Source organism: Nocardioides rubriscoriae, from assembly GCF_008087085.1.
GTDB classification, from domain to species: domain Bacteria; phylum Actinomycetota; class Actinomycetes; order Propionibacteriales; family Nocardioidaceae; genus Nocardioides; species Nocardioides rubriscoriae.
Genome location: NZ_VIYJ01000001.1, coordinates 146154 through 167404, shown reverse-complemented (window position 1 = coordinate 167404; position 21251 = coordinate 146154). Strand labels below are relative to the sequence as shown.

21 protein-coding genes and 1 riboswitch are annotated in these 21251 nt (G+C 74.0%); of the genes, 16 read left to right on the top strand and 5 right to left on the bottom strand.

Annotated elements, in window-relative coordinates:
- Positions 1–65 precede the first annotated feature (65 nt).
- Complete coding sequence (locus FZC61_RS00830; RefSeq protein WP_281289786.1) at positions 66–1775, bottom strand: serine/threonine-protein kinase; 1710 nt, start codon at positions 1773–1775, stop codon at positions 66–68.
- A 140-nt stretch (positions 1776–1915) separates the two neighbouring features.
- Between FZC61_RS00830 and FZC61_RS00825 the strand changes: the two genes are divergently transcribed.
- Genes FZC61_RS00825 through FZC61_RS00795 form a run of 7 tightly spaced genes read left to right on the top strand, consistent with a single transcriptional unit; the run spans position 1916 to position 8150 of the window.
- Positions 1916–2461 (top strand): RNA polymerase sigma factor, encoded by a 546-nt coding sequence (locus FZC61_RS00825; RefSeq protein ID WP_148611521.1) that lies wholly within the window; start codon positions 1916–1918, stop codon positions 2459–2461.
- Positions 2458–3147: a hypothetical protein gene (locus tag FZC61_RS00820; RefSeq protein WP_148611519.1), complete on the top strand. Its 690-nt coding sequence runs from the start codon at positions 2458–2460 to the stop codon at positions 3145–3147. Before FZC61_RS00825 ends, FZC61_RS00820 begins: the two co-directional genes overlap by 4 nt.
- Positions 3147–3722, top strand: a complete 576-nt coding sequence (locus FZC61_RS00815) for a nucleotidyltransferase family protein (protein ID WP_148611516.1) — start codon at positions 3147–3149, stop codon at positions 3720–3722. Before FZC61_RS00820 ends, FZC61_RS00815 begins: the two co-directional genes overlap by 1 nt.
- Positions 3723–3732: 10 nt before the next feature.
- On the top strand, positions 3733–4617 hold the full coding sequence (locus FZC61_RS00810) for an AAA family ATPase (protein ID WP_246142453.1): 885 nt from the start codon (positions 3733–3735) through the stop codon (positions 4615–4617).
- Between the two features lie 6 nt (positions 4618–4623).
- The gene (locus tag FZC61_RS00805) at positions 4624–5742 is read left to right on the top strand and encodes a vWA domain-containing protein (RefSeq protein ID WP_211357027.1); all 1119 of its coding nucleotides are present in this window, start codon (positions 4624–4626) and stop codon (positions 5740–5742) included.
- Positions 5735–6871 (top strand): XdhC family protein, encoded by a 1137-nt coding sequence (locus FZC61_RS00800; protein WP_148611512.1) that lies wholly within the window; start codon positions 5735–5737, stop codon positions 6869–6871. The genes FZC61_RS00805 and FZC61_RS00800 overlap by 8 nt, the downstream gene beginning before the upstream one ends.
- Positions 6872–6905: 34 nt before the next feature.
- Complete coding sequence (locus tag FZC61_RS00795) at positions 6906–8150, top strand: helix-turn-helix domain-containing protein (RefSeq protein WP_148611510.1); 1245 nt, start codon at positions 6906–6908, stop codon at positions 8148–8150.
- Positions 8151–8165: 15 nt separating this feature from the next.
- Here the strand turns inward: FZC61_RS00795 and FZC61_RS00790 are convergent, their stop codons facing one another.
- Both FZC61_RS00790 and FZC61_RS00785 read right to left on the bottom strand, forming a co-directional pair.
- On the bottom strand, positions 8166–9038 hold the full coding sequence (locus FZC61_RS00790) for a GNAT family N-acetyltransferase (RefSeq protein WP_148611508.1): 873 nt from the start codon (positions 9036–9038) through the stop codon (positions 8166–8168).
- Positions 9039–9099: 61 nt separating this feature from the next.
- A complete protein-coding gene (locus FZC61_RS00785) occupies positions 9100–9726 on the bottom strand; it encodes a cysteine hydrolase family protein (RefSeq protein ID WP_148611506.1) in 627 nt (208 codons plus the stop codon).
- 330 nt (positions 9727–10056) lie between these two features.
- Here FZC61_RS00785 and FZC61_RS00780 point away from each other — a divergent pair, with 330 nt between their 5' ends.
- Genes FZC61_RS00780 through FZC61_RS00765 form a run of 4 tightly spaced genes read left to right on the top strand, consistent with a single transcriptional unit; the run spans position 10057 to position 14605 of the window.
- Positions 10057–10584: a (2Fe-2S)-binding protein gene (locus FZC61_RS00780; RefSeq protein WP_148611504.1), complete on the top strand. Its 528-nt coding sequence runs from the start codon at positions 10057–10059 to the stop codon at positions 10582–10584.
- Complete coding sequence (locus FZC61_RS00775; RefSeq protein WP_148611501.1) at positions 10581–13061, top strand: xanthine dehydrogenase family protein molybdopterin-binding subunit; 2481 nt, start codon at positions 10581–10583, stop codon at positions 13059–13061. The genes FZC61_RS00780 and FZC61_RS00775 overlap by 4 nt, the downstream gene beginning before the upstream one ends.
- Positions 13058–13900: an FAD binding domain-containing protein gene (locus FZC61_RS00770; protein WP_148611499.1), complete on the top strand. Its 843-nt coding sequence runs from the start codon at positions 13058–13060 to the stop codon at positions 13898–13900. Before FZC61_RS00775 ends, FZC61_RS00770 begins: the two co-directional genes overlap by 4 nt.
- 3 nt (positions 13901–13903) lie before the next feature.
- A complete protein-coding gene (locus FZC61_RS00765; protein WP_148611497.1) occupies positions 13904–14605 on the top strand; it encodes an SRPBCC family protein in 702 nt (233 codons plus the stop codon).
- A gap of 201 nt (positions 14606–14806) precedes the next feature.
- Here the strand turns inward: FZC61_RS00765 and FZC61_RS00760 are convergent, their stop codons facing one another.
- A complete protein-coding gene (locus FZC61_RS00760; protein WP_148611495.1) occupies positions 14807–15190 on the bottom strand; it encodes a DUF2256 and DUF3253 domain-containing protein in 384 nt (127 codons plus the stop codon).
- A 116-nt stretch (positions 15191–15306) separates the two neighbouring features.
- Between FZC61_RS00760 and FZC61_RS00755 the strand changes: the two genes are divergently transcribed.
- Entirely contained in the window at positions 15307–17079 is a 1773-nt protein-coding gene (locus FZC61_RS00755; protein ID WP_170285916.1) for a DUF2207 domain-containing protein, read from the top strand.
- Between the two features lie 28 nt (positions 17080–17107).
- Entirely contained in the window at positions 17108–17668 is a 561-nt protein-coding gene (locus tag FZC61_RS00750) for a LemA family protein (protein WP_148611491.1), read from the top strand.
- An 89-nt stretch (positions 17669–17757) separates the two neighbouring features.
- Here FZC61_RS00750 and FZC61_RS00745 read toward each other — a convergent pair whose 3' ends face one another.
- Positions 17758–19083, bottom strand: a complete 1326-nt coding sequence (locus FZC61_RS00745; RefSeq protein ID WP_148611489.1) for an MFS transporter — start codon at positions 19081–19083, stop codon at positions 17758–17760.
- 92 nt (positions 19084–19175) lie between these two features.
- Positions 19176–19285: riboswitch (TPP riboswitch) on the top strand.
- Between FZC61_RS00745 and thiE the strand changes: the two genes are divergently transcribed.
- From thiE to thiS, 3 genes are all read left to right on the top strand, one after another.
- On the top strand, positions 19280–19918 hold the full coding sequence (gene thiE / locus FZC61_RS00740) for a thiamine phosphate synthase (protein ID WP_148611487.1): 639 nt from the start codon (positions 19280–19282) through the stop codon (positions 19916–19918). It overlaps the preceding riboswitch by 6 nt.
- On the top strand, positions 19915–21093 hold the full coding sequence (gene thiO / locus FZC61_RS00735; RefSeq protein ID WP_211357026.1) for a glycine oxidase ThiO: 1179 nt from the start codon (positions 19915–19917) through the stop codon (positions 21091–21093). Before thiE ends, thiO begins: the two co-directional genes overlap by 4 nt.
- On the top strand, positions 21039–21251 hold the full coding sequence (thiS, locus tag FZC61_RS00730; protein ID WP_148611485.1) for a sulfur carrier protein ThiS: 213 nt from the start codon (positions 21039–21041) through the stop codon (positions 21249–21251). Before thiO ends, thiS begins: the two co-directional genes overlap by 55 nt.

The following is a 21251-nucleotide window of genomic DNA, read 5'->3' as shown; positions in this document are numbered from 1 at the left end:
CGACGGGTCAGCGCCAAATCCGGTCGACCCGTCGCGTTTCGCGACGGGTCGGCGTCACGGGGTGGTCAGGACCAGCGGAACGACACGATCATCGGGTCGATCTGGGCGCGCCGCTCGGCGAGGGTGTCGGCCCGGGAGTGCTGGAAGGTGATCCGGTAGAGGAACCGGCCGTGCTGGGCCAGCCACGTCTCCTCGCTGAGGTAGAGGTCGTCGCCGGGGGAGTAGTAAAGCGCCCGGATCCGGGCGGCCCGCTCGCCGTCGAGCCAGGCGGTCGGCAGCGGCTCGCTGTCCTCGAGGGTGAGGGTGTCGTCGTTCTCGTCGAGCGCCTCGACCGTGCTCTGCGCCGCGATCTTGAGCAGCGCGACGGAGTCGAGCCGGAAACCCGGCGCGGTGCGGCGGATGAAGACCGAGGAGTAGTAGCCCTCGTAGTCGGAGTAGTCACGCGCGCCCACACCCTGGTCGACGATCCCGGGGTCGATGGTGCCCCAGCCCTCGGGGGCGCGCAGCGAGGCCGGCCCCAGGGCGATGCGGACCCCCGTCGCGGGCGGCACGTCGGGGTAGGTGGGTTGCGGCTGCCGGGTCGGTCGCGGGGCCGGGCTGGTCGGGTCGGTCGTCGGCTCGGTCGTCGGCTCGGTCGGGCTCGGCGTGGACGCCGAGGACGCCTCCGTCGACACCGTTGAGGTCACCGCCGCGCTCGAGCCGCGGGCCTCGGGCTCGTCGTCGGACCCCGTGACGGCCAGGGCGAGGCCGGTGCCGGCGGCCACGGCGACGACCGCCGCGACCGCACCCACCGCCACGGCCGCCGTACGACGTCGCCGCGGCGCCCCGCCGGTGTACGGCGCGGGTGGGGCCGCGACGGGCGGCGGCAGGGACGGTGGTCGCGGGACCGGGGCCGGGGTCGCCACGCCGGGCGACCGTCCGCCGACCGGCGTGTGTGCCACCAGGGGCGGGTGCGGGGTGGTCCGGGCGAGCCGCGCCAGCTCGCGCAGGTCGTGGCGCATCGCGCGGGCGTCGGGGTAGCGGGCGGCGGGGTCCTTGGCCATCGACCGTTGCAGCACCGCGTTGACGGCGGCGGCGACCGGCGAGGTGGTGACGACCTGCGGCACGGGGGCGGTGAGGTGGCTCAGGCCGATCTCGACGTCGCTGCCGGCGTAGGGCGCTGCGCCGATCAGGGACGTGAAGAGCACGCAGCCCAGGGCGTAGAGGTCGGCCGACGCGGTGGCCGGCGCGCCCCGCAGGCGCTCGGGGGCCAGGTAGGCGAAGGTGCCGGCGACCGCGCCGGGGGCGGTGAGGCCGGGGTCGCGGTCCTGGGCGATCCCGAAGTCGCACAGGTAGACGAAGACCTCGGTGCTCACTTCGCGCAGCAGCACGTTGCTCGTCTTGACGTCGCGGTGCACGACGCCGGCGGCGTGGGAGTCGGCGAGCGCCCAGGCGACCTGCCCGCAGATCTCGGCGGCCTGCGCGACGGGGACCGGGCCGTAGCGGCGCAGCGCGTCGGCAAGGTCGCCGCCGGCGACGTACTGGGTGGCGATGTAGAGGCAGCCGTCCTGCTCGCCGTGGTCGAGCACCTGCACGACGTGGGGCGAGTCGAGGCGGGCCAGCACGGTGGCCTCGCGCGAGAACCGCGCCCGGTAATCGGGCTGCCCCGGCGAGCTCGGGGGCCAGCACCTTGAGCGCGACCGTGCGCCCGAGCCCCTGCTGCTCGGCTGCGAAGACGACCCCCATGCCGCCGCGCCCGAGCTGGCGCACGATGCGATAGCTGCCGAACTCCTCACCCACCGAGGGGAATCGCGCCACGGGTCACCTCCAAGAGTCAGGCCAGGGCCAGCCTCTCACCGCGCGACCGGGGTCAAACGCCACCTCGCCGCACGGTCACCCCCTCGGGCCGAGCAACACCGTGTGGCACGGTGGAGACGTGACCTCTCCGGCCCGCCGTGCGCGACTCGAGGACGTCGCGGCCGAGGTGGTCGAGCCCGTGCGCCGCTTCCTGGCCCGGCGTACGGACCCGGCGACGGCCGAGGACGTGCTGGCCGAGGTGCTGCTGGTCTGCTGGCGCCGCCTCGGCGAGGTGCCCGACGCGCCGCTGCCGTGGGCCTACGGCGTCGCGCGGCACTGCCTGGCCAACGCCGAGCGCGGTGCGCGGCGCCAGCAGCGGGTCGCGGCACGGGTCGCGACCGTCGACCCGCCGGCGACGCGCGTGGCCGGGCCGGGCGACGACGAGCCGCCCGCGGTCGAGGTGGTCTCCGAGGCGCTGGCCACCCTGCCGGCCAAGGACGCCGAGCTGCTGCGGCTGTGGGCGTGGGAGCAGTTGACGCCCGCCGAGATCGCCCTCGTCCTCGACCTCACCCCCAACGCCGCGAGCATCCGGCTGCACCGGGCCCGCGAGAAGCTGCGCGAGGCACTACGAAAGAACGGGCTGCGTGCCGGACATGAGGGGACGACGGGGAGGAGGAAGCCATGACCGACGACGCGCACGACCACGACGACCTGCGGGCCCTGCTGCGGTCGGTCGACCCGGCGTCCTCCCTGCCGCAGGCCGACCCGACCCGGGTGGCCCGACTCCTGGAGGACACGATGACCCACCAGCCCACCGACGAGTCCCGCGCCGACGGCACCCACCACCGCAGCCGGCTGACCTGGACCATGGCGGCGGCCGCCGCGGTCCTGATCGTGGGCGGGGTGTTCTTCGCCGTCGGCGGCGACCGCGGTGACGACGCCCCGGCCCCGAGCGCGGGCGAGGCGCCGTCGAGCCGGGCGGGCGGCGCCGCGGCCCCACCGGTCGACGCGCCCCTGCGCACGGTCACCGAGCTGACGGTCGCGGCCGCCGCCGCCAACGGCAAGTGCCTGGTGCCCGAGGCCGCCCCCGACGTGGTCGCCAAGCAGGAGACCGTCTTCGACGGCACCGTGCAGTCCATCAGCGGCAGCGCCGTCACGTTGCTGCCGACCCGCTTCTACCACGGCGACCCGACCGACCTCGTCGTCGTGCAGGCCCCCGGCCAGGAGATGGACGCCCTGCTCACGGCGGTCACCTTCGAGGAGGGCAAGCGCTACCTGGTCGCCGCCACCGACGGCCGGGTGACGCTGTGCGGCTTCACCGCCGAGTACTCCGACTCGCTCGCCGCGGTCTACGGGCAGGCCTTCGGCTGATGACCGCGGGCGTGCTGCTCGCGGCCGGGGCCGGCTCCCGGATGGGCCGGCCCAAGGCGCTGGTGCGCGACCGCGACGGCACCTCCTGGCTGCAGCGCAGCCTCGACGTGCTGCGCGTGGCCGGCTGCGACGAGCTGCTGTTGGTGCTGGGCGCCGCGGCCGATGAGGCGCGCGCGCTGGTGCCCGACGACGTGCGCGTCGTCGTCGCCGACGACTGGGCCACCGGGATGGCGGCGTCGCTGGCCACCGGGCTGTCCGCGCTCCGCCACGACGACGGCGAGGTCGCCCTGGTCATGCTCGTCGACCTGCCCGACGTGGGGGCCGACGCCTGCCGACGGCTGCTCGCGGCCGCCGAGGGCCCCACCAGCCTGGCCCGCGCGTCGTACGACGGTCGGCCCGGTCATCCGGTGCTGATGGGGCGCGACCACTGGCTCCCGGCGGCCATGGCGGTCGAGGGCGACGAGGGCGCCAAGGGCTACCTGCGCGCGCATGGCTGCCTCCTGGTCGAGTGCGGCGACCTCGCGACCGGCCACGACGTGGACCGGCCAACCTCCGGCCAACAGCCTGCTCCGTAGCCTGGGCCGCGTGCAGACACCGTCGTCGCCCGCTGACATCGCTGAGCGCCTCGGCGCGACCGGTTACCTGTGCGACGACGACCTGGCCACCGTCGCCTTCCTGGGTCTTGCCATGCAGCGACCGCTGCTGCTCGAGGGCGAGCCCGGCACCGGCAAGACCGCGCTGGCCGAGGCGCTGTCCACCGCGCTCGACGTCCCCCTGGTCCGCCTGCAGTGCTACGAGGGCATCGACGCGACGCAGGCGCTCTACGACTGGGACTTCCCGCGCCAGGTGCTCCACCTGCGGGCCCTCGAGGCGACCGGCGGGGTGGGGGCCGACGGTCTCGAGGAGGCCGAGAAGAGCCTCTACGACGAGCGCTTCCTGCTCGCCCGGCCGGTGCTGACGGCGCTGCAGCAGAGCCCCGCAGTGCTGCTGGTCGACGAGATCGACCGCGCCGACGACGAGTTCGAGGCGTTCCTGCTCGAGGTGCTGTCGACCTACCAGGTGAGCATCCCCGAGCTCGGCACGGTCGCGGCCGCGACGCCGCCGGTCGTGGTGCTGACCTCCAACCGCACCCGCGAGCTCCACGACGCCCTCAAGCGGCGTTGCCTCTACCACTGGATCGACCACCCCGGCCTCGAGCGCGAGGTCGCGATCGTGCGCTCGCGAGCCCCCGAGGTGTCGGCCGCGCTGGCCGAGCAGGTCGTCGGCGTCGTCCAGCGGCTGCGCACCGAGACCCAGCTCGAGAAGCCGCCCGGCGTCGCCGAGACCCTCGACTGGGCGCGGGCCCTGCAGCACCTCGGCACCACCGAGCTCGACCTCGAGTCGTCGGCGCGCACGCTGGGTGCCCTCGTGAAGTACCGCGAGGACGCCGACCGCGTGAAGCACGCCCTCGACACCATGCTGCGGGCCTGACCCACCGTGGGCGCGCACGAGATCGACGAGGTGCTCCTGGCGTTCACGCGCGCCCTGCGCGCGGCCGGGGTCCCGGTCACCCACGACCGTGCGGCCGGGTTCCTCGAGGCGACCGCGCTGGTCGGCCTGGGCAGCCAGGTCGCGACGTACGCCGCCGGGCGCGCGACCCTGTGCTCGACCCCCGACGACCTGCTGCGTTACGACCAGGTGTTCGCGGCGTTCTTCGACGCCCGCGACGGGCTGCCGCGCGAGAAGCCGGCGCCGCCGTCGCGCCCGGTCACCTCGCAGGTGTCGCTCGACAGCGGCTCCGGCGACGGCGAGGACGGCGAGCAGGACGACGCCGTGCGGGCGCTGGCCAGTGCGGTCGAGGTGCTGCGCCACCGCGACGTCGCCGCCATGACCGCGGCCGAGAAGCACCACCTCGCGGCGATGTTCGCGACCCTGCGACCGCGCCCGCCGCTGCGCCGCACCCTGCGCCAGGAGCCCTGGCGGCGCGGCAGCATCGACGCCGCGCGCACCCTGCGCGCGAGCATGCGGATGCACGGCGAGCCGGCGCCCGTGCAGTGGCGGCACCGTCGCTCGCGGCCGCGCCGCGTCGTGCTGCTGATCGACGTCTCCGGCTCGATGAGCGGCTACGCCGATGCGCTGCTGCGCCTGGCCCACACCATGACCCAGGCGCTGGCCGCGCGCGGCGGCCGGGTCGAGACCTTCACCGTCGGCACCCGCCTGACCCACCTCACCCGCGCGCTGCGCAACCGTGACGCCGAGCGGGCGCTGGTGGCCGCGGGCGCCGCCGTACCCGACTGGTCGGGGGGCACGCGCCTGGGCGAGACCCTCAAGGTCTTCACCGACCGCTGGGGCCGGCGCGGGCTGGCCCGCGGTGCGGTCGTGGTCGTCTTCAGCGACGGCTGGGAGCGCGGCGACGCCGCCCAGCTCGGGGAGCAGGCCCGCCGGCTGCGGTCGGTCGCGCACCGGCTCGTGTGGGTCAACCCGCACCGCGGCAAGGTCGGCTACGAACCCGTGCAGCAGGGCATCGTCGCGGTCCTGCCGCACGTCGACGACCTGGTCGCCGGGCACTCGCTCGCGACCTACGCCGAGCTGATGGAGGTGGTGGCGCGTGCGTGACGTGCTGGACGAGCTGATGGCGTGGTGGGAGGCCGGCGAGACCGTCGGCGTCGGCACCGTGGTGGCGACGTTCCAGTCGGCCCCGCGCCCGGCCGGGGCCTCGATGCTCGTCGGCCCCGACGAGACCGCGGTCGGCTCGGTGTCGGGCGGCTGCGTCGAGGGCGCGGTCTACGAGCTCGCGCAGTCGGTGGTCGCCTCCGGCGCGCCCGTGCTCGAGCGCTACGGCGTCTCCGACGACGACGCGTTCGCCGTCGGACTGACCTGTGGCGGCATCCTCGACGTGTGGGTCGAGAAGGTCTCGCGCGAGACCTTCCCGGAGCTGCGCGAGGTCGCCGACGACATCGCCGCCGGCCGGCCGGTCGCGCTCGCGACGGTGATCGAGCACCCGGACCCCGCGCGGCTCGGCACCCGCGTCGTCGTACGCCCCGACGGAGACAGCGGTGCCCTGTGGTCGGACCGCGCCACCGACGCCGTGCATGACGACGCGCTCGGGCTGCTGGCCAGCGGCCACAACGCGACCCTGACCTACGGCCCCGACGGCGAGCGCCGCGGCGAGGGCATGCGGGTCTTCGTCTGGGCCTTCGCCCCCAAGCCGCGGCTGCTGGTCTTCGGCGCGATCGACTTCGCCGCCGCGGTGGCCCGGGTCGGGTCGTTCCTCGGCTACGACGTCACGGTCTGCGACGCCCGCCCCGTCTTCGCCACCGCCAGCCGCTTCCCCGACGCCGACCGCGTCGTCGTCGACTGGCCGCACCGCTACCTGCGCGCCGAGCTCGAGGCCGGGGCGATCGACGGGCGGACGGTCATCACCGTGCTCACCCACGACCCGAAGTTCGACGTCCCGCTGCTCGAGGAGGCGCTGCGCCTGCCGGAGGTCGCCTACGTCGGGGCGATGGGCTCGCGTCGTACGCACGACGACCGGATGGCCCGGCTGCGCGAGGCCGGCCTGACCGACGACGAGCTCGACCGCCTCTCCAGCCCGATCGGCCTCGACCTGGGTGCTCGCACCCCCGAGGAGACCGCGATCAGCATCGCCGCCGAGTTCATCGCCGGGCGGTGGGGCGGCTCCGGTGAGCGGTTGCGCGAGCGTGCCGGCCGGATCCACGGTGACCAGGTGCCGATCGCGCGGTGACCCCCGTCACACATGGCGGAGTAATGTCGCAGGCATGCGTCAGCCCGAGCTCGACGAGCGCAAGCGCGCCACCCTGCACGCCTGGACCAGCTTCGTCGAGCACGGCGACGCCGCAGAACCCCTGGTGCGTCCTGAGATCCTCAGCAGCTGGGCGCGCTCGGAGGCGGCGATCGCCCCCGACGTCACTGCCGCGCCGCTGGCCGACGAGTCCGAGACGTCGTCGATCTGGCGCGACTCGCCGCTGCAGGTAGCCGTCGAGCGCGTCGAGTCCGACCTGCGCCGCACCGCCGAGGACGGCGACCTCGTGCTCGCCGTGACCGACCCCGACACCCGGGTGCTGTGGACCTACGGCGGGCGCGTGATGCGACGCAAGGCCGAGGCGGTCAACTTCGTCGCCGGCGGGCGCTGGGACGAGGCGTCGGTCGGCACCAACGCCCTCGACCTCGCCAACCGGTTCAGCGAGCCGTCGATGGTCTTCAGCGCCGAGCACTACGCCCCGATCGTCCACAACTGGGTCTGCTGGGCCGCGCCCGTCGTCGACCCGGTCAGCGGACGCCGCCTGGGGGTCATCGACCTGTCGACCACCTGGGACCGCACCCACCCCATCGGCCTCGCGACGGCCCGCGTCATGGCCCGGCTCATCGAGACCGCGCTCCCGCACTCGGCCCACCACCCGTCCGCCTCCGGCCTGGGTGTCGTCGACGACACCGCCGACCCCGGCCTGGTGCTGACGCTGCTCGGCACCGCCGAGGTGCGCCTCGACGGCCAGCGGCTGCTGCTCAACCGGCGCCAGACCGAGGTGCTCGCCCTGCTCGCCCTGCACCCCGAGGGCCTGTCGCTGGAGCAGCTGCACGCGCTGGTCTACGGCGACCAGGCGGTGACCTTCTCGACCCTGAAGGCCGAGGTGTCGCACCTGCGCTCCGCGCTGGGCGGCCAGCTGTCGTCGCGCCCCTACCGGCTGACGATGCCGGTGGCCACCGACGTCGAGCACGTCCTGGCGCTGGTGCGCCGCGGCCGCGTCGCCGCCGCCGTCGACTCCTACGGCGGCGACCTGCTGCCGGGCACCAACTCGCCGGCCCTCGCCGAGCTCGGCGAGTACGTCGCGGTGGCGGTGCGCGAGGCGCTCCTCGCCGACCCCGACCCCGACGCGGTCCTGCGCTACGCCGAGCGGGCGCCGTACGACACGGCGGTGGTCGAGCGCTGCCTGGCCGTCCTCGGCGACGCACCCCACCCCGCCAAGCCGCTGCTCAAGGGACGCATCGCCGCCGCCCGCGCCTGACCGGGCGCCCCTGCGTCAGCGCAGGTCGTGGTTGGCCATGTCCACGACCGGCTCGTAGCCCAGGGCCTGGTAGATCCCGTTGGACGTCGGGTTGTCCTGGTCGGTGAACAGGCACGGCCGCAGTCCGGCGTCGAGGACCTGCTGCGACACCTCGGCGACCGCCGCGCTCGCGTAGCCCGCCCCGCGGTGCTCGGCCGGCGTGAACACCGGACCCACCCGCACCACGCCGTACGCCGGGGTGTTGGCCGCCGTGAGGTGGACGACCTCGCCACCCGGCCCTTCCCAGAGGTGGATCCGACCCTGGTCGATGCGCTCGGCCACGTAGGCGTCGTCGAAGTGCTCGGCGTGGCCGGGTTCGGCGGGCCGACCGCTCTGCTCGGCTGCGGCCTCGTCGAACGCGCGGTACCAGTCGAGGCACAGCGCGACCTCCTCCGGCCTCGCCAGGCGCAGCTGCCCCGGCGGACGCGGGGGAGCGAGGACCCGGCGCAGCTCGAAGAGCCGTGTGTGCCGGGCGGTCACGGCCCTCGTGCCGGTCAGCCGCGCCACCTCCTCGGTGACCAGGCGGGCCGCCGGGAGGGCGCCGTTGGCCGGCGCCGCCTCGTCGCGTTCGACGACGGCCCGCGCCACCAGCAGCGCGGCCGGCTCCGGCATCGGCAGCACGTAGAGCGGGTAGGGCCGGAACGGGGCCGTCCGCATTGCCACCCCGACCACCCGGTCGCCGTCGAGCACGCTGACCCACCACTGCGGGTGCCAGGGCGCGGGGCGCCCGACGGCGCGTACCGCTACGGTCGCGACCACGGTGGCGAGCACGGGGTCGGCCGCCAGGTGCTCCCCGGCCAGCGCAAGGAGTGCCGTGGGATCGTCGGTGAGCTCCAGGCGGTAGGTCATCGTTCCATTCCACACCGGCCAGGGGCGCTGGTGCCCGCCATTTCTCTGCGGGCCGGTCCGGTCAGCCGGGCTCGTTGCCCTGGGCCCGCACGAGCTCCGGTGCGTCGGCGTCGCACAGCGCGACGAGGGCAGCGGTGGCGAGGGCCGTGCAGAACTCCCCGTGCAGCGAGGCGACGCTGAGCGCGTGCACGACCTGCGGGTCGTGGTCGACGCCGTCGGGGCCGACGCGGTTGGTGGTCGCGCAGGCGTCGTGGGCCAGGTAGGTGTCGTAGCCCAGGTTGCCGGCGGTGCGGACGGTGGTCTCGACGCACATGTTGGTGAAGAACCCCGCGACGACCAGGCGGGTCACCCCCCGGCGACGCAGCCGCAGCTCGAGGTCGGTGCCGAAGAACGCGCCGTTGACCGACTTGGGGACGACCTCCTCGCCCGGGAGCGGCTCGAGGCCCGGCTTGAACCGGCAGGTGTCCGCGTCGGCCCGCAACGGCGACAGCGCCTCGCGCGACTCGTGGCGGGTGATCACCACCGGGAGCCCGTGCCCGCGCCACGCCGCGAGCAGGTCGGCCAGGCGCGCCTCCGCCTCCGGGTTGTTGCGCCGCCCCTGCGGCCCGCCCCAGTGCTCCAGCACGTCGACGCCGACCTGGGGGTCGACGACCACGAGGGCTGTCTCGCTGCCGTACCTGCTGATCATGGGGCTCCCTCCCGCACGCTCCGGTGCGAGCACGGTAGCCAACGCTGGTCGAGGTGCGAGGAGCCCTGGCGACGAGCCTCGAGACCCCGCAGCGCTCGCTCGACCCACGGCTGCGCCGCAGGGGTCCTGACCCAGTGGGCCACGGTGCACCTCAGGGGTCTCGACTCGCTGTCGCGGGCTCGTTCCTCGCCCGCGACGCTCGCTCGACCGGGAGGGCCGACGCCGCGCGCTCGTTCCTCGCGCGCGGCGTGCCCCACCCCAACCTTCCCCCAACCGGGTGGGCTTAGCGTGAGCCGGGTCACAGTCATCGCTGTACTCAAGGGAGAGTCCATGACCCGGATCAACCTCACCGTCGACGGCGCGAAGGTGGCCGACGACGTCGAACCCCGGATGCTGCTCGTGCAGTACCTCCGCGAGAAGCTCGGCAAGACCGGCACGGTCGTCGGGTGCGACACCAGCAACTGCGGTGCGTGCACGGTGCACCTCGACGGCACCAGCGTGAAGTCGTGCAACGTCCTGGCGGTCCAGGCCGACGGGTCCGAGGTCACGACGATCGAGGGCCTCGCGGCGACCTACGACGGGGGCGACCTGCACCCGATGCAGGAGGCGTTCCGCGAGTGCCACGGCCTGCAGTGCGGCTACTGCACGCCGGGGATGATCATGCAGAGCGTCGCCTTCCTCAAGGAGAACCCGAAGCCCACCGAGGAGGAGATCCGGGTCGGCATCGAGGGCAACCTGTGCCGGTGCACCGGCTACCACAACATCGTCCGGGCCGTGCAGCTCGCCTCCGGCCAGGGCGACCACCAGTCCGCCGGTGCGAGCACCGTCGGCGTCCCCGCCGAGGAGGCCACGTCATGACCGCTGTTGCCGACGCCCCCGACATGGCCAAGGAGATCGGCCGCGACCGCCGCCGCAAGGAGGACCAGCGCCTCATCACCGGCCGCACCCGCTGGACCGACAACCTGTCGCTGCCCGGCACGCTGCACCTCGCGATGGTGCGCAGCCCGTTCGCCCACGCCACGATCACCTCGATCGACACCACCGAGGCGATGGCCGCGACCAACGTGGTCGCCGTGCTCACCTCCGAGGACCTCGGCGAGAGCCAGGGCGTGTGCATCAACGCCTGGCCCATCACGCCCGAGCAGGTCACCCCGCCGCACCTCCCGATCGCCAACGGCCGGGTCGCCTTCGCCGGCGAGATCGTCGCCGTCGTCGTCGCCCGTACGGCGGCCGAGGCGCGCGACGCCGCCGAGCTCGTCGACGTCGAGTACGAGCAGCTGCCTGCCGTCATCGGCATCAAGGAGGCCATGAAGGACGAGGTGCTCGCGCACCCCGACCTCGGCACCAACAAGTCGGCCCTGTGGGTCTTCGACTCGGCCGCGGCCGGTACCGGCACCGACGTCGAGGACGCGATCGCCAAGGCCCGCACCGACGGTGTCGTCATCGAGCGCGAGTTCCGCCAGCAGCGCCTGATCCCGGCGTTCATGGAGCCGCGCTCGGTCGTGGTCGACCCCACCGGTGAGCAGATCACCGTCTGGTCAGCGACCCAGATCCCGCACATCCTGCGCTTCGCCCTGGCCGCCACCACCGGCGTGCCGGAGTCCAAGATCCGCGTGATCGCCCCCGACGTCGGCGGCGGTTTCGGTGGCAAGCTCCAGCAGACGCCCGAGGAGATGATCGCGTTCGCGGTCGCCCGCCGCCTGGGCAAGCCGGTCAAGTACACCGAGACCCGCAGCGAGTCGCTCGTCAGCGCCCACCACGGGCGCGACCAGTGGCAGAAGCTCACCCTCAGCGCCGAGAAGGACGGCACCGTCACCGGGCTCAAGGTCGAGCTGCAGGCCGACCTCGGTGCCTACGTCGCGATCGTCGGCGGCGGCGTGCCGGTGCTGGGCGCCTTCATGTTCAACGCCATCTACAAGTTCCCGGCCTACCACTTCAGCTGCCAGACGGTGCTCACCAACACCACCTGGACCGACGCCTACCGCGGCGCCGGTCGCCCCGAGGCGACCTTCGGGATCGAGCGGATGATGGACGAGCTCGCCGCCGAGCTCGGCGTCGACCCGCTCGTGGTGCGCGAGAAGAACTGGATCAAGCACGAGGAGTTCCCGTTCACCACGGTGGCCGGCCTCGAGTACGACTCCGGCAACTACGAGATCGCCACGGCCAAGGCCAAGGAGATCTTCGGCTACGACGAGCTGCGCGCCGAGCAGAAGCGTCGCCGCGAGAGCAACGACCCGGTCCAGCTCGGCCTGGGCGTCTCGACGTTCACCGAGATGTGCGGCCTCGCGCCCAGCCGGGTGCTCGGCTCGCTCGACTACGGCGCGGGCGGCTGGGAGCACGCGTCGGTGCGGATGCTCGCGACCGGCAAGGTCGAGGTCGTCACGGGCGCCAGCGCCCACGGACAGGGCCACGAGACGGCGTTCAGCCAGATCGTCGCCGACCGCCTCGGCATCCCGTACGACGACATCGAGGTGCTGCACGGTGACACCCAGATCGCCTCGAAGGGTCTCGACACCTACGGCTCGCGCTCCCTGGTGGTGGGCGGCGAGGCCCTGGTGCGGGCGGCCGACAAGGTCATCGACAAGGCGCTGCCGATCGCGGCGCACCTGCTCGAGGCCAGCGTCGAGGACGTGAAGTTCCACGAGGGCCGCTTCCAGGTCGTCGGCACCGACGCCGGCATCTCGCTGGCCGAGGTGGCGACCGCGACGTTCGCCGCGCACAACCTGCCCGACGGCGTCGAGCCGTCGATCGACGCCGACGCGACGTTCGACCCGGTCAACTTCAACTACCCCCACGGCACCCACCTGTGCGCGATGGAGGTCGACACCGAGACCGGTCAGGTCACGATGCGCAAGTACACCTGCGTCGACGACATCGGCAACATCATCAACCCGCTCATCGTCTCGGGCCAGGTGCACGGCGGCCTGGTGCAGGGCATCGCCCAGGCGCTGTGGGAGGAAGCGGTCTACGACGACCAGGGCACGCTCGTGTCGGGCTCGTTCGTCGACTACCTGCTGCCGACCGCGGCCGACACGATCAGCTTCGAGGTCGACCACACCACGACCCCGGCGCTGACCAACTCGCTGGGCACCAAGGGCGTCGGCGAGGCCGGCACCATCGCCTCGACGCCGGCCGTGGTCAACGCGATCGTCGACGCCGTGCGCCACCTCGGCGTCAACGACGTGCAGATGCCGTGCACGCCCGAGCGGGTCTTCAACGCCATCCACAGCCAGGGCTCCGGCGGGGCCACCGAGGGCGCGGCCATGCCGCACTTCGACCCCGACGCCGAACCCGGCACCTCGAGCACCGCCGACCAGCAAGGAGCGGGCGCATGATCCCGACCCAGTTCGACTACCTGGCCCCGACCACGGTCGAGGAGGCGCTGTCCGCACTGGCCACCCACGGTGACGACGCCAAGATCCTCGCCGGGGGGCAGAGCCTGCTCCCCGTGCTGCGGATGCGGCTCAACGCCCCCGAGATGGTGATCGACCTCGGTCGGATCGAGTCGCTGCGCGGCATCCGCGACGACGGCGACGCGATCGTGATCGGGGCGATGACCCCGCACTCCGTGGTCGGCAAGGACCCGCTGGTCAAGGAGCACGCGCTGCTGATCCACAAGGCGGTCGAGCACCTGGCCGACGAGCAGATCCGTCACCGCGGCACCTTCGGCGGTGCCCTCGCGCACGCCGACCCGGCCGGCGACCTCGGGGCCCCCGCCCTGGCGCTGGACGCGTCGTTCGTGATCGCCGGGCCCGGCGGCACCCGCACGGTCCCGGCCGCCGAGTTCTTCGTCGACCTGTTCGAGACCGCGATCGGTGAGGACGAGCTGCTCACCGAGGTGCGCGTGCCCAAGCACACCGGCTGGGGCGCCCACTACGAGAAGTTCGTACGGGTCGCCCACCAGTGGCCGATCGTCGCGGTCGCGGCGACCGTCAAGGGCTCGGCGGGCTCGCTCGAGGACGTCAAGATCGGGCTGACCAACATGGGCTCCACGCCCCTGCGGGCCAAGGCGACCGAAGACGCGCTGCGCGGTGGTGGCGACCTCGCTACCGCGGCGCAGCTGGCCGACCAGGACACCAACCCGCCGTCGGACCTCAACGGCGAGGCGTCGTACCGGCGCCACCTGGCCAAGGTGCTCACGCGCCGTGCGGTGACCGCCGCGTCCGGAGGGTAGGGCGTGGATCTCTCCCACCGCTTCACGGTGGCGACCCCGGTCGAGGAGACCTGGGCGCACTTCCAGGACATCGCCGCGCTCGCGGAGTGCTTCCCGGGCGCCCAGCTCACCTCGGCCGACGCCGACACCTTCGCCGGCACCGTCAAGGTCAAGCTCGGTCCGATCGCGCTGGTCTACGCAGGCTCGGGCACGTTCGTCGACAAGGACGACGCCGCGCACTCCTTCAAGGTCGACGCCAAGGGCAAGGACAAGCGGGGCAACGGCACGGCCGGAGCCCAGGTGTCGCTGAGCATGCACGACGGCGCCGACGGCGGCACCGACGTCGAGGTGCTCACCGACCTCAACATCACCGGCAAGCCGGCGCAGTTCGGACGAGGCGTCATGCAGGACGTCTCCGACAAGCTGCTCGGCCAGTTCGTCTCCTGCCTGGAGCAACGGCTCACCGGGGCTGACGCCGAACCGGCTCCGGCTCCGGCTCCGGTCGCCGCGACCGAGGTCGAGCCCACCCCGTTGGCCGACGCCGCGGCTACCGCCGCGGCCGCGACACCGCGACCGACCCCCCGGCCGCTGGCCGCTGCACCCGCCCAGGACGACGCCCTCGACCTGGGAGCCGCCGTGCTCCCGGTCCTGGCCAAGGCCTACTGGCGCCAGGGCCTCGGCGCACTCGCCGTGCTCCTGGTGATCTGGCGGATCCTGCGCCGCTAGGCCGAACCCTCGTCCGTGACCCGTCCCTCCGGGGGCGGGTCACGGTCGTCTTCGGCTCACGGTGGTCGAGGAGGTGGCGCTGGCAACCGTCACGAGACCTCGCCGCCGCAGGTGCAGGTCGGCTTGATCACGACGGCTGCGGTCAAGGGGTCTCGTGACGCTCCCTCGCGGGAGCTCCTCGACCGACGTGTGGTGCGGCGGTCAGCCGTGGCGGACGCGGCGGATCCGGATCGGGCCCTTGGCGGTCGACGGGTCGACGACGTGGCCGGCCTGGGTGATCTCGACGTCGCCCGCGTCGACCAGTCGCCGCGCGGCGCGGCGCGCCGGCTCCATCAGGTCGCGCCACTCCAGCGACCCCTCGGCGGCGACGGCGCGGGCGGCCTCGGAGGGGCAGATCGTGGCACCGCCGGCGCGGGCGTCGAGCAGCGAGAGGATCGAGGCCTCCAGGGCCTTGTCGGTCGGGTCGACGCCGCGGCGGCGGCAGGCCGTGGAGCAGTAGCGCACCGAGTCCCAGTCGCGCTCCCACTTCTTGCGCCACTCGATCGTCCGGGCGCAGGCCACGCAGGTCTTGGGGGCAGGAGGCACCCCACCAGCCTGCCGTCGTGGCCGCCGGCGCGCTCCACCCGGATGGCGCACCGTGTCCTGCGTCGTCGGTCCAGACCACCCGGCCCCGGCCGGCTGCTGGCACTAGGGTCACGGCCGTGGGCAAGGTCGTGGGGTACGCCGTCGCGCTGGGTCTCCTGGTCGTCGCGCTGTTCGCGCCCGCCTGGGTGATCTCGGTCGTCGACGCGGCGCAGGCCGCCGCCAGCGCGAGCGACGACACCGTCGAGCCCACGACCATCACCGACTACGACGCGTCCTTCGACCTGGCCGCCGACGGCGGGCTCAGCGTCGAGGAGCGCCTGACGGTCTCGTTCCCGCCGTACACGCCGCGCCACGGCATCTTCCGGTTCTGGGACCGGGTCGACGGCTCCGACGAGGGGGTGCGTCGACGGGTCGAGGACGTCGCGGTGACCCTCGACGGTCAGCCTGCGCCCTTCGAGATGTCGACCAGCGAGCACGGTCGCTTCGACGTCGCCAAGATCGGTGACCCCGACGTCTACGTCGACCCCGGCGAGCACCTCTACGTCCTGCGCTACCGGGTGCCCGACGCGATCGAGCCCGGCTACTCCGGCCTGCCCAGCTCGTTCCACTGGGACCTCGTCCCCTCGGGCTGGCAGCAGGACATCGAGCAGGCCCGGCTGACCGTCCACCTGCCCGCACCGGCCCGCAACGTGCAGTGCGGCATCGGTCTCGGGGGCTTCCCGCCCCCGTGCGACCAGCTCTCCGGCCAGGACTCCACCACCGTCGTGGTCCGCACCGGACCGCTGCCCGACCACACGCCGGTGACGCTGCGGGTCGGGCTCGACGTGCCCACGCCGGCGACGCCGCGCCTGCCGTGGTCGCCGACGTACGACGTCGTGCTCGGCCAGAGCCTGCCCGTGCTCGGCGGTGTCGTCGCTGCCTCGGTGGTCGCCCTGCTGCTCGGCGTCGTCGCCGCGCGTCGGGCGCGCGAGCGGCCCCCGGCCTTCCCGCTGTCCTACGAGCCGCCCGCCGGGATCGGGCCGGCGCAGGCGGCCTACGTGCTGACCGAGCAGACCGAGCGCAGCGGCTACGTCGCCAGCCTCCTGCACGCCGCCGAGCACGGGGCCGTCGACCTGGTGCGCAGCGGCCCCACCTGGACCGTCGCCGACAAGGCCGGCGCCAACGGCTGGGCCAGGCTCGACCCGGTCACCACCAGCACCGCGCACCTGCTCGGTGGCCCCGGGACGTCGTTCACCGCCGATCCGTCGAGCGTGAGCGCGGGGGAGCGGCTCAAGACCGAGATCGCGACCTTCGACGCCTACACCCGCGCGTGGGGCACGGCCTCGGGCAACCTCGAGGTCATCTCGGGGGTGCGGGCCCTCGCGGTCCTGGTGTTCGGCTGCCTCGCGGCGGCCGTCGCGGCCCTGTTCTGGAACCCCTTCGACATGACGCTGACCGGCCTGGTGCCCGGGGCCTTCGGGATCGCCGCGATCTCGCTGCTACGGCCCGGCGCGCTCACCCGTCGTACGCCGGCCGGGCGCGAGCTCTGGAGCCGGGTCGGAGGGTTCGAGAGGATCCTGCAGACCCCCTCGGCCGTCGACCGCTTCGAGTTCTCCGGTCGCGAGGAGCTCTACACCGCCTACGTGCCGTGGGCCGTCGCGTTCGGCTGCGCCGACGAGTGGGCCGACAAGTACCGCACCGAGATGGGTCACGAGCCGCCGACGCCGCACTACTTCTCCAGCGGCTACGGGGGCAGCTGGTCCGGCACCGGCATCGCCTCGATGGTCGGCGACTTCGACTCCACCCTCGGCAGCGCCATCTCGGCCTACGACGCCACGCAGTCCTCCTCGACCGGAGGCGGCGGTGGCGGCGGTGGCGGGGGCGGCGGCGGAGGAGGCGGTTCGTGGTGACCCCAGACAACCCGAGGAAGAGGTCCAGATGATCGTCATCATCGTCGTGGTCGTCGTGCTGCTGGCCCTGGTGGGCTTCGTGGTCGCCGGCTTCAACAAGCTGCGCACCGCCGACATCGGCGCCCAGGAGGCGCTCGGCGGCATCGACGTCCAGCTGACCCGGCGCGCCGAGCTGGTGCCCAACCTGGTGCAGACCGTCAAGGGGTACGCCGCCCACGAGAAGTCGGTCCTCGACGACGTCACCCGGGCCCGGACCCAGGTGCAGCAGGCCGCGTCGAGCGCCGACGTACCCGCGAAGGCTGCGGCCGACGCCGCGCTGCAGCAGTCGCTGGTGCGCGTCAACGCCGTCGCCGAGGCCTACCCCGACCTCAAAGCCAACGCCGGCTTCGTCGACCTCCAGCGCCAGCTCGCCGAGACCGAGAGCCAGGTCGCCTTCGCCCGGCAGTACTACAACGACGCCGTCGCCACCCTCAACACCCTGGTCGCGACCCTCCCGTGGCTGCTGCTCGTGGGGCTGGCGGGCGTCTCCCAGCGGGAGTTCTACGACGCGCCCGCCGGGCAGGAGGCGGCGCCAGGGGTGGAGTTCTAGGGTCGGCCGGGCTACGCGTCAGGTCGGCCCGTCGGCTGCAGGGGTTTCGACTCGCTGTCGCGACCTCGTTCCTCGGTCGCGACGCTCGCTCAACCGGGCCGGCCTACGCCGTCGACTCGTTCCTCGTCGTCGGCGTGCCCGACCCCGACCCCGTTCACCTCGGGCGTCAGCCGTGGCTCGACGAGCACCACCGAGATCACCGCGACGGCGACCGAGCCGACGACCAGGAGACCGATGTAGACCGCGGACAGGCCGTGGTCGATCAGGTAGCCGGCGAACGGCGGGGCGATGATCGACGGCAGGCTGAACGACGCCGAGCTGAGCGCGTTGTAGCGCCCGCGCAGGTGGTCGGGGGCCAGGTCGTTGACCAGGGCAGGGATGGTCGGCTGGAGCAGGGTCTCGCCCAGCGCGAACACCGAGGCGAACGCCGCGACCAGCATCGTGGCGCCCAGGGTGCCGGGCACCAGGCCCGCGGCGCCGAGCACCAGCCACGACACCGCCCACACGAAGCCCATCGCCGCGATCACGCGGGTACGGCGCAGCCCGTCGATGTGGCGCAGCACGAGCAGCTGGAGCACCACGATGACCGCAGTGTTGGCGGCGAAGGCGAAGCCGAGGCCGCGGGTCGAGACCTCGCCGACCGCGCGGGCGAACGCCGGCATGCCGGTGTTGAGCTGGGCGTAGCCGACGAAGGCCCCGACGAAGCTCAGCAGCAGCAGCGGACGCACCGCCGGGCGGCGCAGCACCGCGAGGTAGCCGACCGAGGAGCCGGGCGCCTCCGGGTCGTGGACCGGGCGGCCGGCCACGTGCCGCAGCGGTCCGAGCAGCAGGACCAGGGCCGGCAAGTAGCTGGCGGCGTCGGCGAGGTAGATCGCCTGGAACGTCACGGTGCGGTCGACGTCGACCAGCAGGCCGCCGAGGATGCCGCCGATCCCGATGCCGAGGTTGAGCAGGGCGAAGTTGAGCCCGAAGTAGCGCTGGCGCATCCCCCGGGGCACCACGGCGGCGACCAGGCTCTGCACGGCCGGCCAGGACACACCGAAGGCGATGCCGGTCAGCGCCAGCCCGACCGCCGCGACCGGGATCGTCTCGCTGAAGGCGAGCACGAGGTTGCCGGCGATCATCAGCAGCAGGGTCGCCAGCAGCATGGTCCGGGCCCCGAGCCGGTCGATGGCCACCCCGGCCGGACCGGTGAGCACGAACCCCGCCAGCGGTGGCAGCGCCAGCATCAGGCCGACGTCGCTGAGCCCGAAGCCGCGCACCTCGTTGAGGTAGACGACGTGGAACGGCAGCACGAGGCCGGTGCCGATGAACTCGATTGCCACGATCGACAGCAGCAGCCGGGCCTCGCGGGGCAGGTCACGCCAGAAGTCGATCAGGCCGGGACGCGTCGTTGCGTCAGGTGTGGTGGTCATCGTGGCCGAGTCTCCCAGTGACCACCGGCGCGTCTCGACCGGGTTTGCGTCGTCGTGCCCCCGACCACGTCTGGGGGCCGGTGCTACTGTCTCGACGACCACACGGGAGCCCGACGCATCGGGCTGAGAAGGGGCTGGTGCCGCCCCGACCGTCGAACCTGCCCCGGGTCATGCCGGCGAAGGAAGTGAGCTCGACGTGCTGCCGCGATTTCATCTGATCACCGACCTCCCCGTGCTCGACCGGGCGTCGCTGGAGCGGCTCCTCGCCGTGCTCGCGGGCCACGACGGCGCGCTCGCGGGCCGACCCGGGGTCGACGCCGTCCAGGTCCGGGCCAAGCGCGCGACCGACCGCGAGGTCGTGGCCTGGACTCGCGACCTGGTCGCCGCGGTGCGACCGCACGGCGTCCGGGTCATCGTCAACGACCGCCTCGACCTGGCGCTCGCCGCGGGGGCCGACGGCGTGCACCTCGGACACGACGACCTCGCGGTCGCCGACGCCCGGGCGCTCGCCCCGGCCTCGTTCCTGGTCGGGGCGACGTGCCGCGGCCCGGCCCAGGCGGCCCGGGCGCGGGCCGACGGCGCCGACTACGCGGGCGTCGGTCCCGTGCACGCCAGCTCGACCAAGCAGGGCCTGCCCGACCCGCTCGGTCTCGACGTGCTCGCCGCGGCGGCCCGCGAGATCGCCGCGGTCGCGATCGGCGGGATCACCCGCGACCGGGTCGCCGACGTGATGGCAACCGGCGCCCACGGCGTCGCGGTCGTCGCGGCCGTCTGGGCGGACCCCGACCCGCCCCGGGCCGCCCGGGAGATCGCCGAGCTCGTCCACGCGGCGTGAGCGCCCCGTTGCCCGGTCTGCGGGTGGCGGTGGTCGGCGGGGGCATCGTGGGCCTGGCCTGTGCCGACGAGCTGGTCCGGGCCGGGCACGACGTGCACGTCTTCGACCCGGCCCCGGCCGCGGGGGCGACCCACGCCGCCGCCGGGATGCTCGCCCCGGCCGGCGAGGCCTGGTTCGGCGAGGAGGCGCTGCTGCGGCTGGGCCTCGACTCGTTGGCGCGCTGGCCGGCGTACGCCGCCTCGCTCGAGCGACGCTCCGGGCGCGACGTCGACCTGCGCACCGGCGGCACGCTGCTGGTGGCCGCCGACCGCGACGACCTCGCCGAGCTGCGCCGGGCGTGCGCCGCGCTCGAGACCTACGCCGTACGGGCCGACGAGCTCGACCGCCGGTCGCTGCGTGCGCTCGAGCCGACCGTCTCGGCGCGCGTCGCCGGTGGCGCCCTGCTGCCCGACGACTGCCACGTGGCCCCCCGCCGGGTCGCCGGCGCCCTGCTGGACCTCCTGGGCGAGCGCGTCGTGCGCGCACGGGCCACCCCCACGCCCGACGGTGTCGTCCTCGACGACGGCCGCCGTGTCGTCGCCGACGTCGTCGTGCTGGCCACCGGAGCCGTCGGGGTGCCCCACGTGCGGCCGGTCCGGGGCGAGGTGGTCCGGGTCCGCACCCGCGACGCCCCGACGCGGGTGCTGCGGGCCCGGGTGCACGGCGACCGGGTGTACGTCGTGCCGCGGGCCCACGGCGAACTGGTCGTCGGCGCCACCGAGGAGGAGCACCCGGCCGGCGACGGCCCCCCGTTGCCGACGGTCGGGGGCCTCGCCCGGCTGCTCGAGACCGCACGTCTGCTGCTGCCGGGCCTCGACACCGCCGAGGTGCTCGAGGTCGTCGCCCGCGACCGGCCCGGCAGCCCCGACAACGGACCCCTGCTCGGTCCCCTCGCCGGTCCGGGGCCCGCGCGGGTCCTGGTCGCCGGCGGCCACTACCGCGGCGGCGTGCTGCTGGCGCCCGTGACCGCGGTGACGATCCGCGCCCACGTCGACGGCCTCGACGTGCCCCCCGCAGCCCGCCCCTTCACCCCCGACCGCTTCGCGACCCGTCCCGGGCCCGACGACAAGGACCACCAGCCATGCACCTGCACGTCAACGGACGACCCCACGAGCTGCCCGACGGCACCGTGCTGACCACCCTGCTGACCACCCTGCTGACCACGGTCGCGCCCGAGCCCCGCGGCGTCGCGGTGGCCGTCAACGACCGCGTCGTGCGCGCCGCCGAGTGGCCGGTCACCCGACTGCACGAGGGCGACCGGGTCGAGGTCGTCACCGCCCACCAGGGCGGGTGA

Bases quoted from the DNA above. Each gene is read 5' to 3' on its own strand.
- FZC61_RS00770 (WP_148611499.1), top strand. From the start codon at position 13,058: ATGATCCCGACCCAGTTCGACTACCTGGCCCCGACCACGGTCGAGGAG.
- FZC61_RS00780 (WP_148611504.1), top strand. From the start codon at position 10,057: ATGACCCGGATCAACCTCACCGTCGACGGCGCGAAGGTGGCCGACGAC.
- FZC61_RS00745 (WP_148611489.1), bottom strand. From the start codon at position 19,083: ATGACCACCACACCTGACGCAACGACGCGTCCCGGCCTGATCGACTTC.
- FZC61_RS00820 (WP_148611519.1), top strand. From the start codon at position 2,458: ATGACCGACGACGCGCACGACCACGACGACCTGCGGGCCCTGCTGCGG.
- FZC61_RS00775 (WP_148611501.1), top strand. From the start codon at position 10,581: ATGACCGCTGTTGCCGACGCCCCCGACATGGCCAAGGAGATCGGCCGC.
- FZC61_RS00790 (WP_148611508.1), bottom strand. From the start codon at position 9,038: ATGACCTACCGCCTGGAGCTCACCGACGATCCCACGGCACTCCTTGCG.
- thiS (WP_148611485.1), top strand. From the start codon at position 21,039: ATGCACCTGCACGTCAACGGACGACCCCACGAGCTGCCCGACGGCACC.
- FZC61_RS00815 (WP_148611516.1), top strand. From the start codon at position 3,147: ATGACCGCGGGCGTGCTGCTCGCGGCCGGGGCCGGCTCCCGGATGGGC.
- FZC61_RS00795 (WP_148611510.1), top strand. From the start codon at position 6,906: ATGCGTCAGCCCGAGCTCGACGAGCGCAAGCGCGCCACCCTGCACGCC.
- FZC61_RS00750 (WP_148611491.1), top strand. From the start codon at position 17,108: ATGATCGTCATCATCGTCGTGGTCGTCGTGCTGCTGGCCCTGGTGGGC.
- FZC61_RS00785 (WP_148611506.1), bottom strand. From the start codon at position 9,726: ATGATCAGCAGGTACGGCAGCGAGACAGCCCTCGTGGTCGTCGACCCC.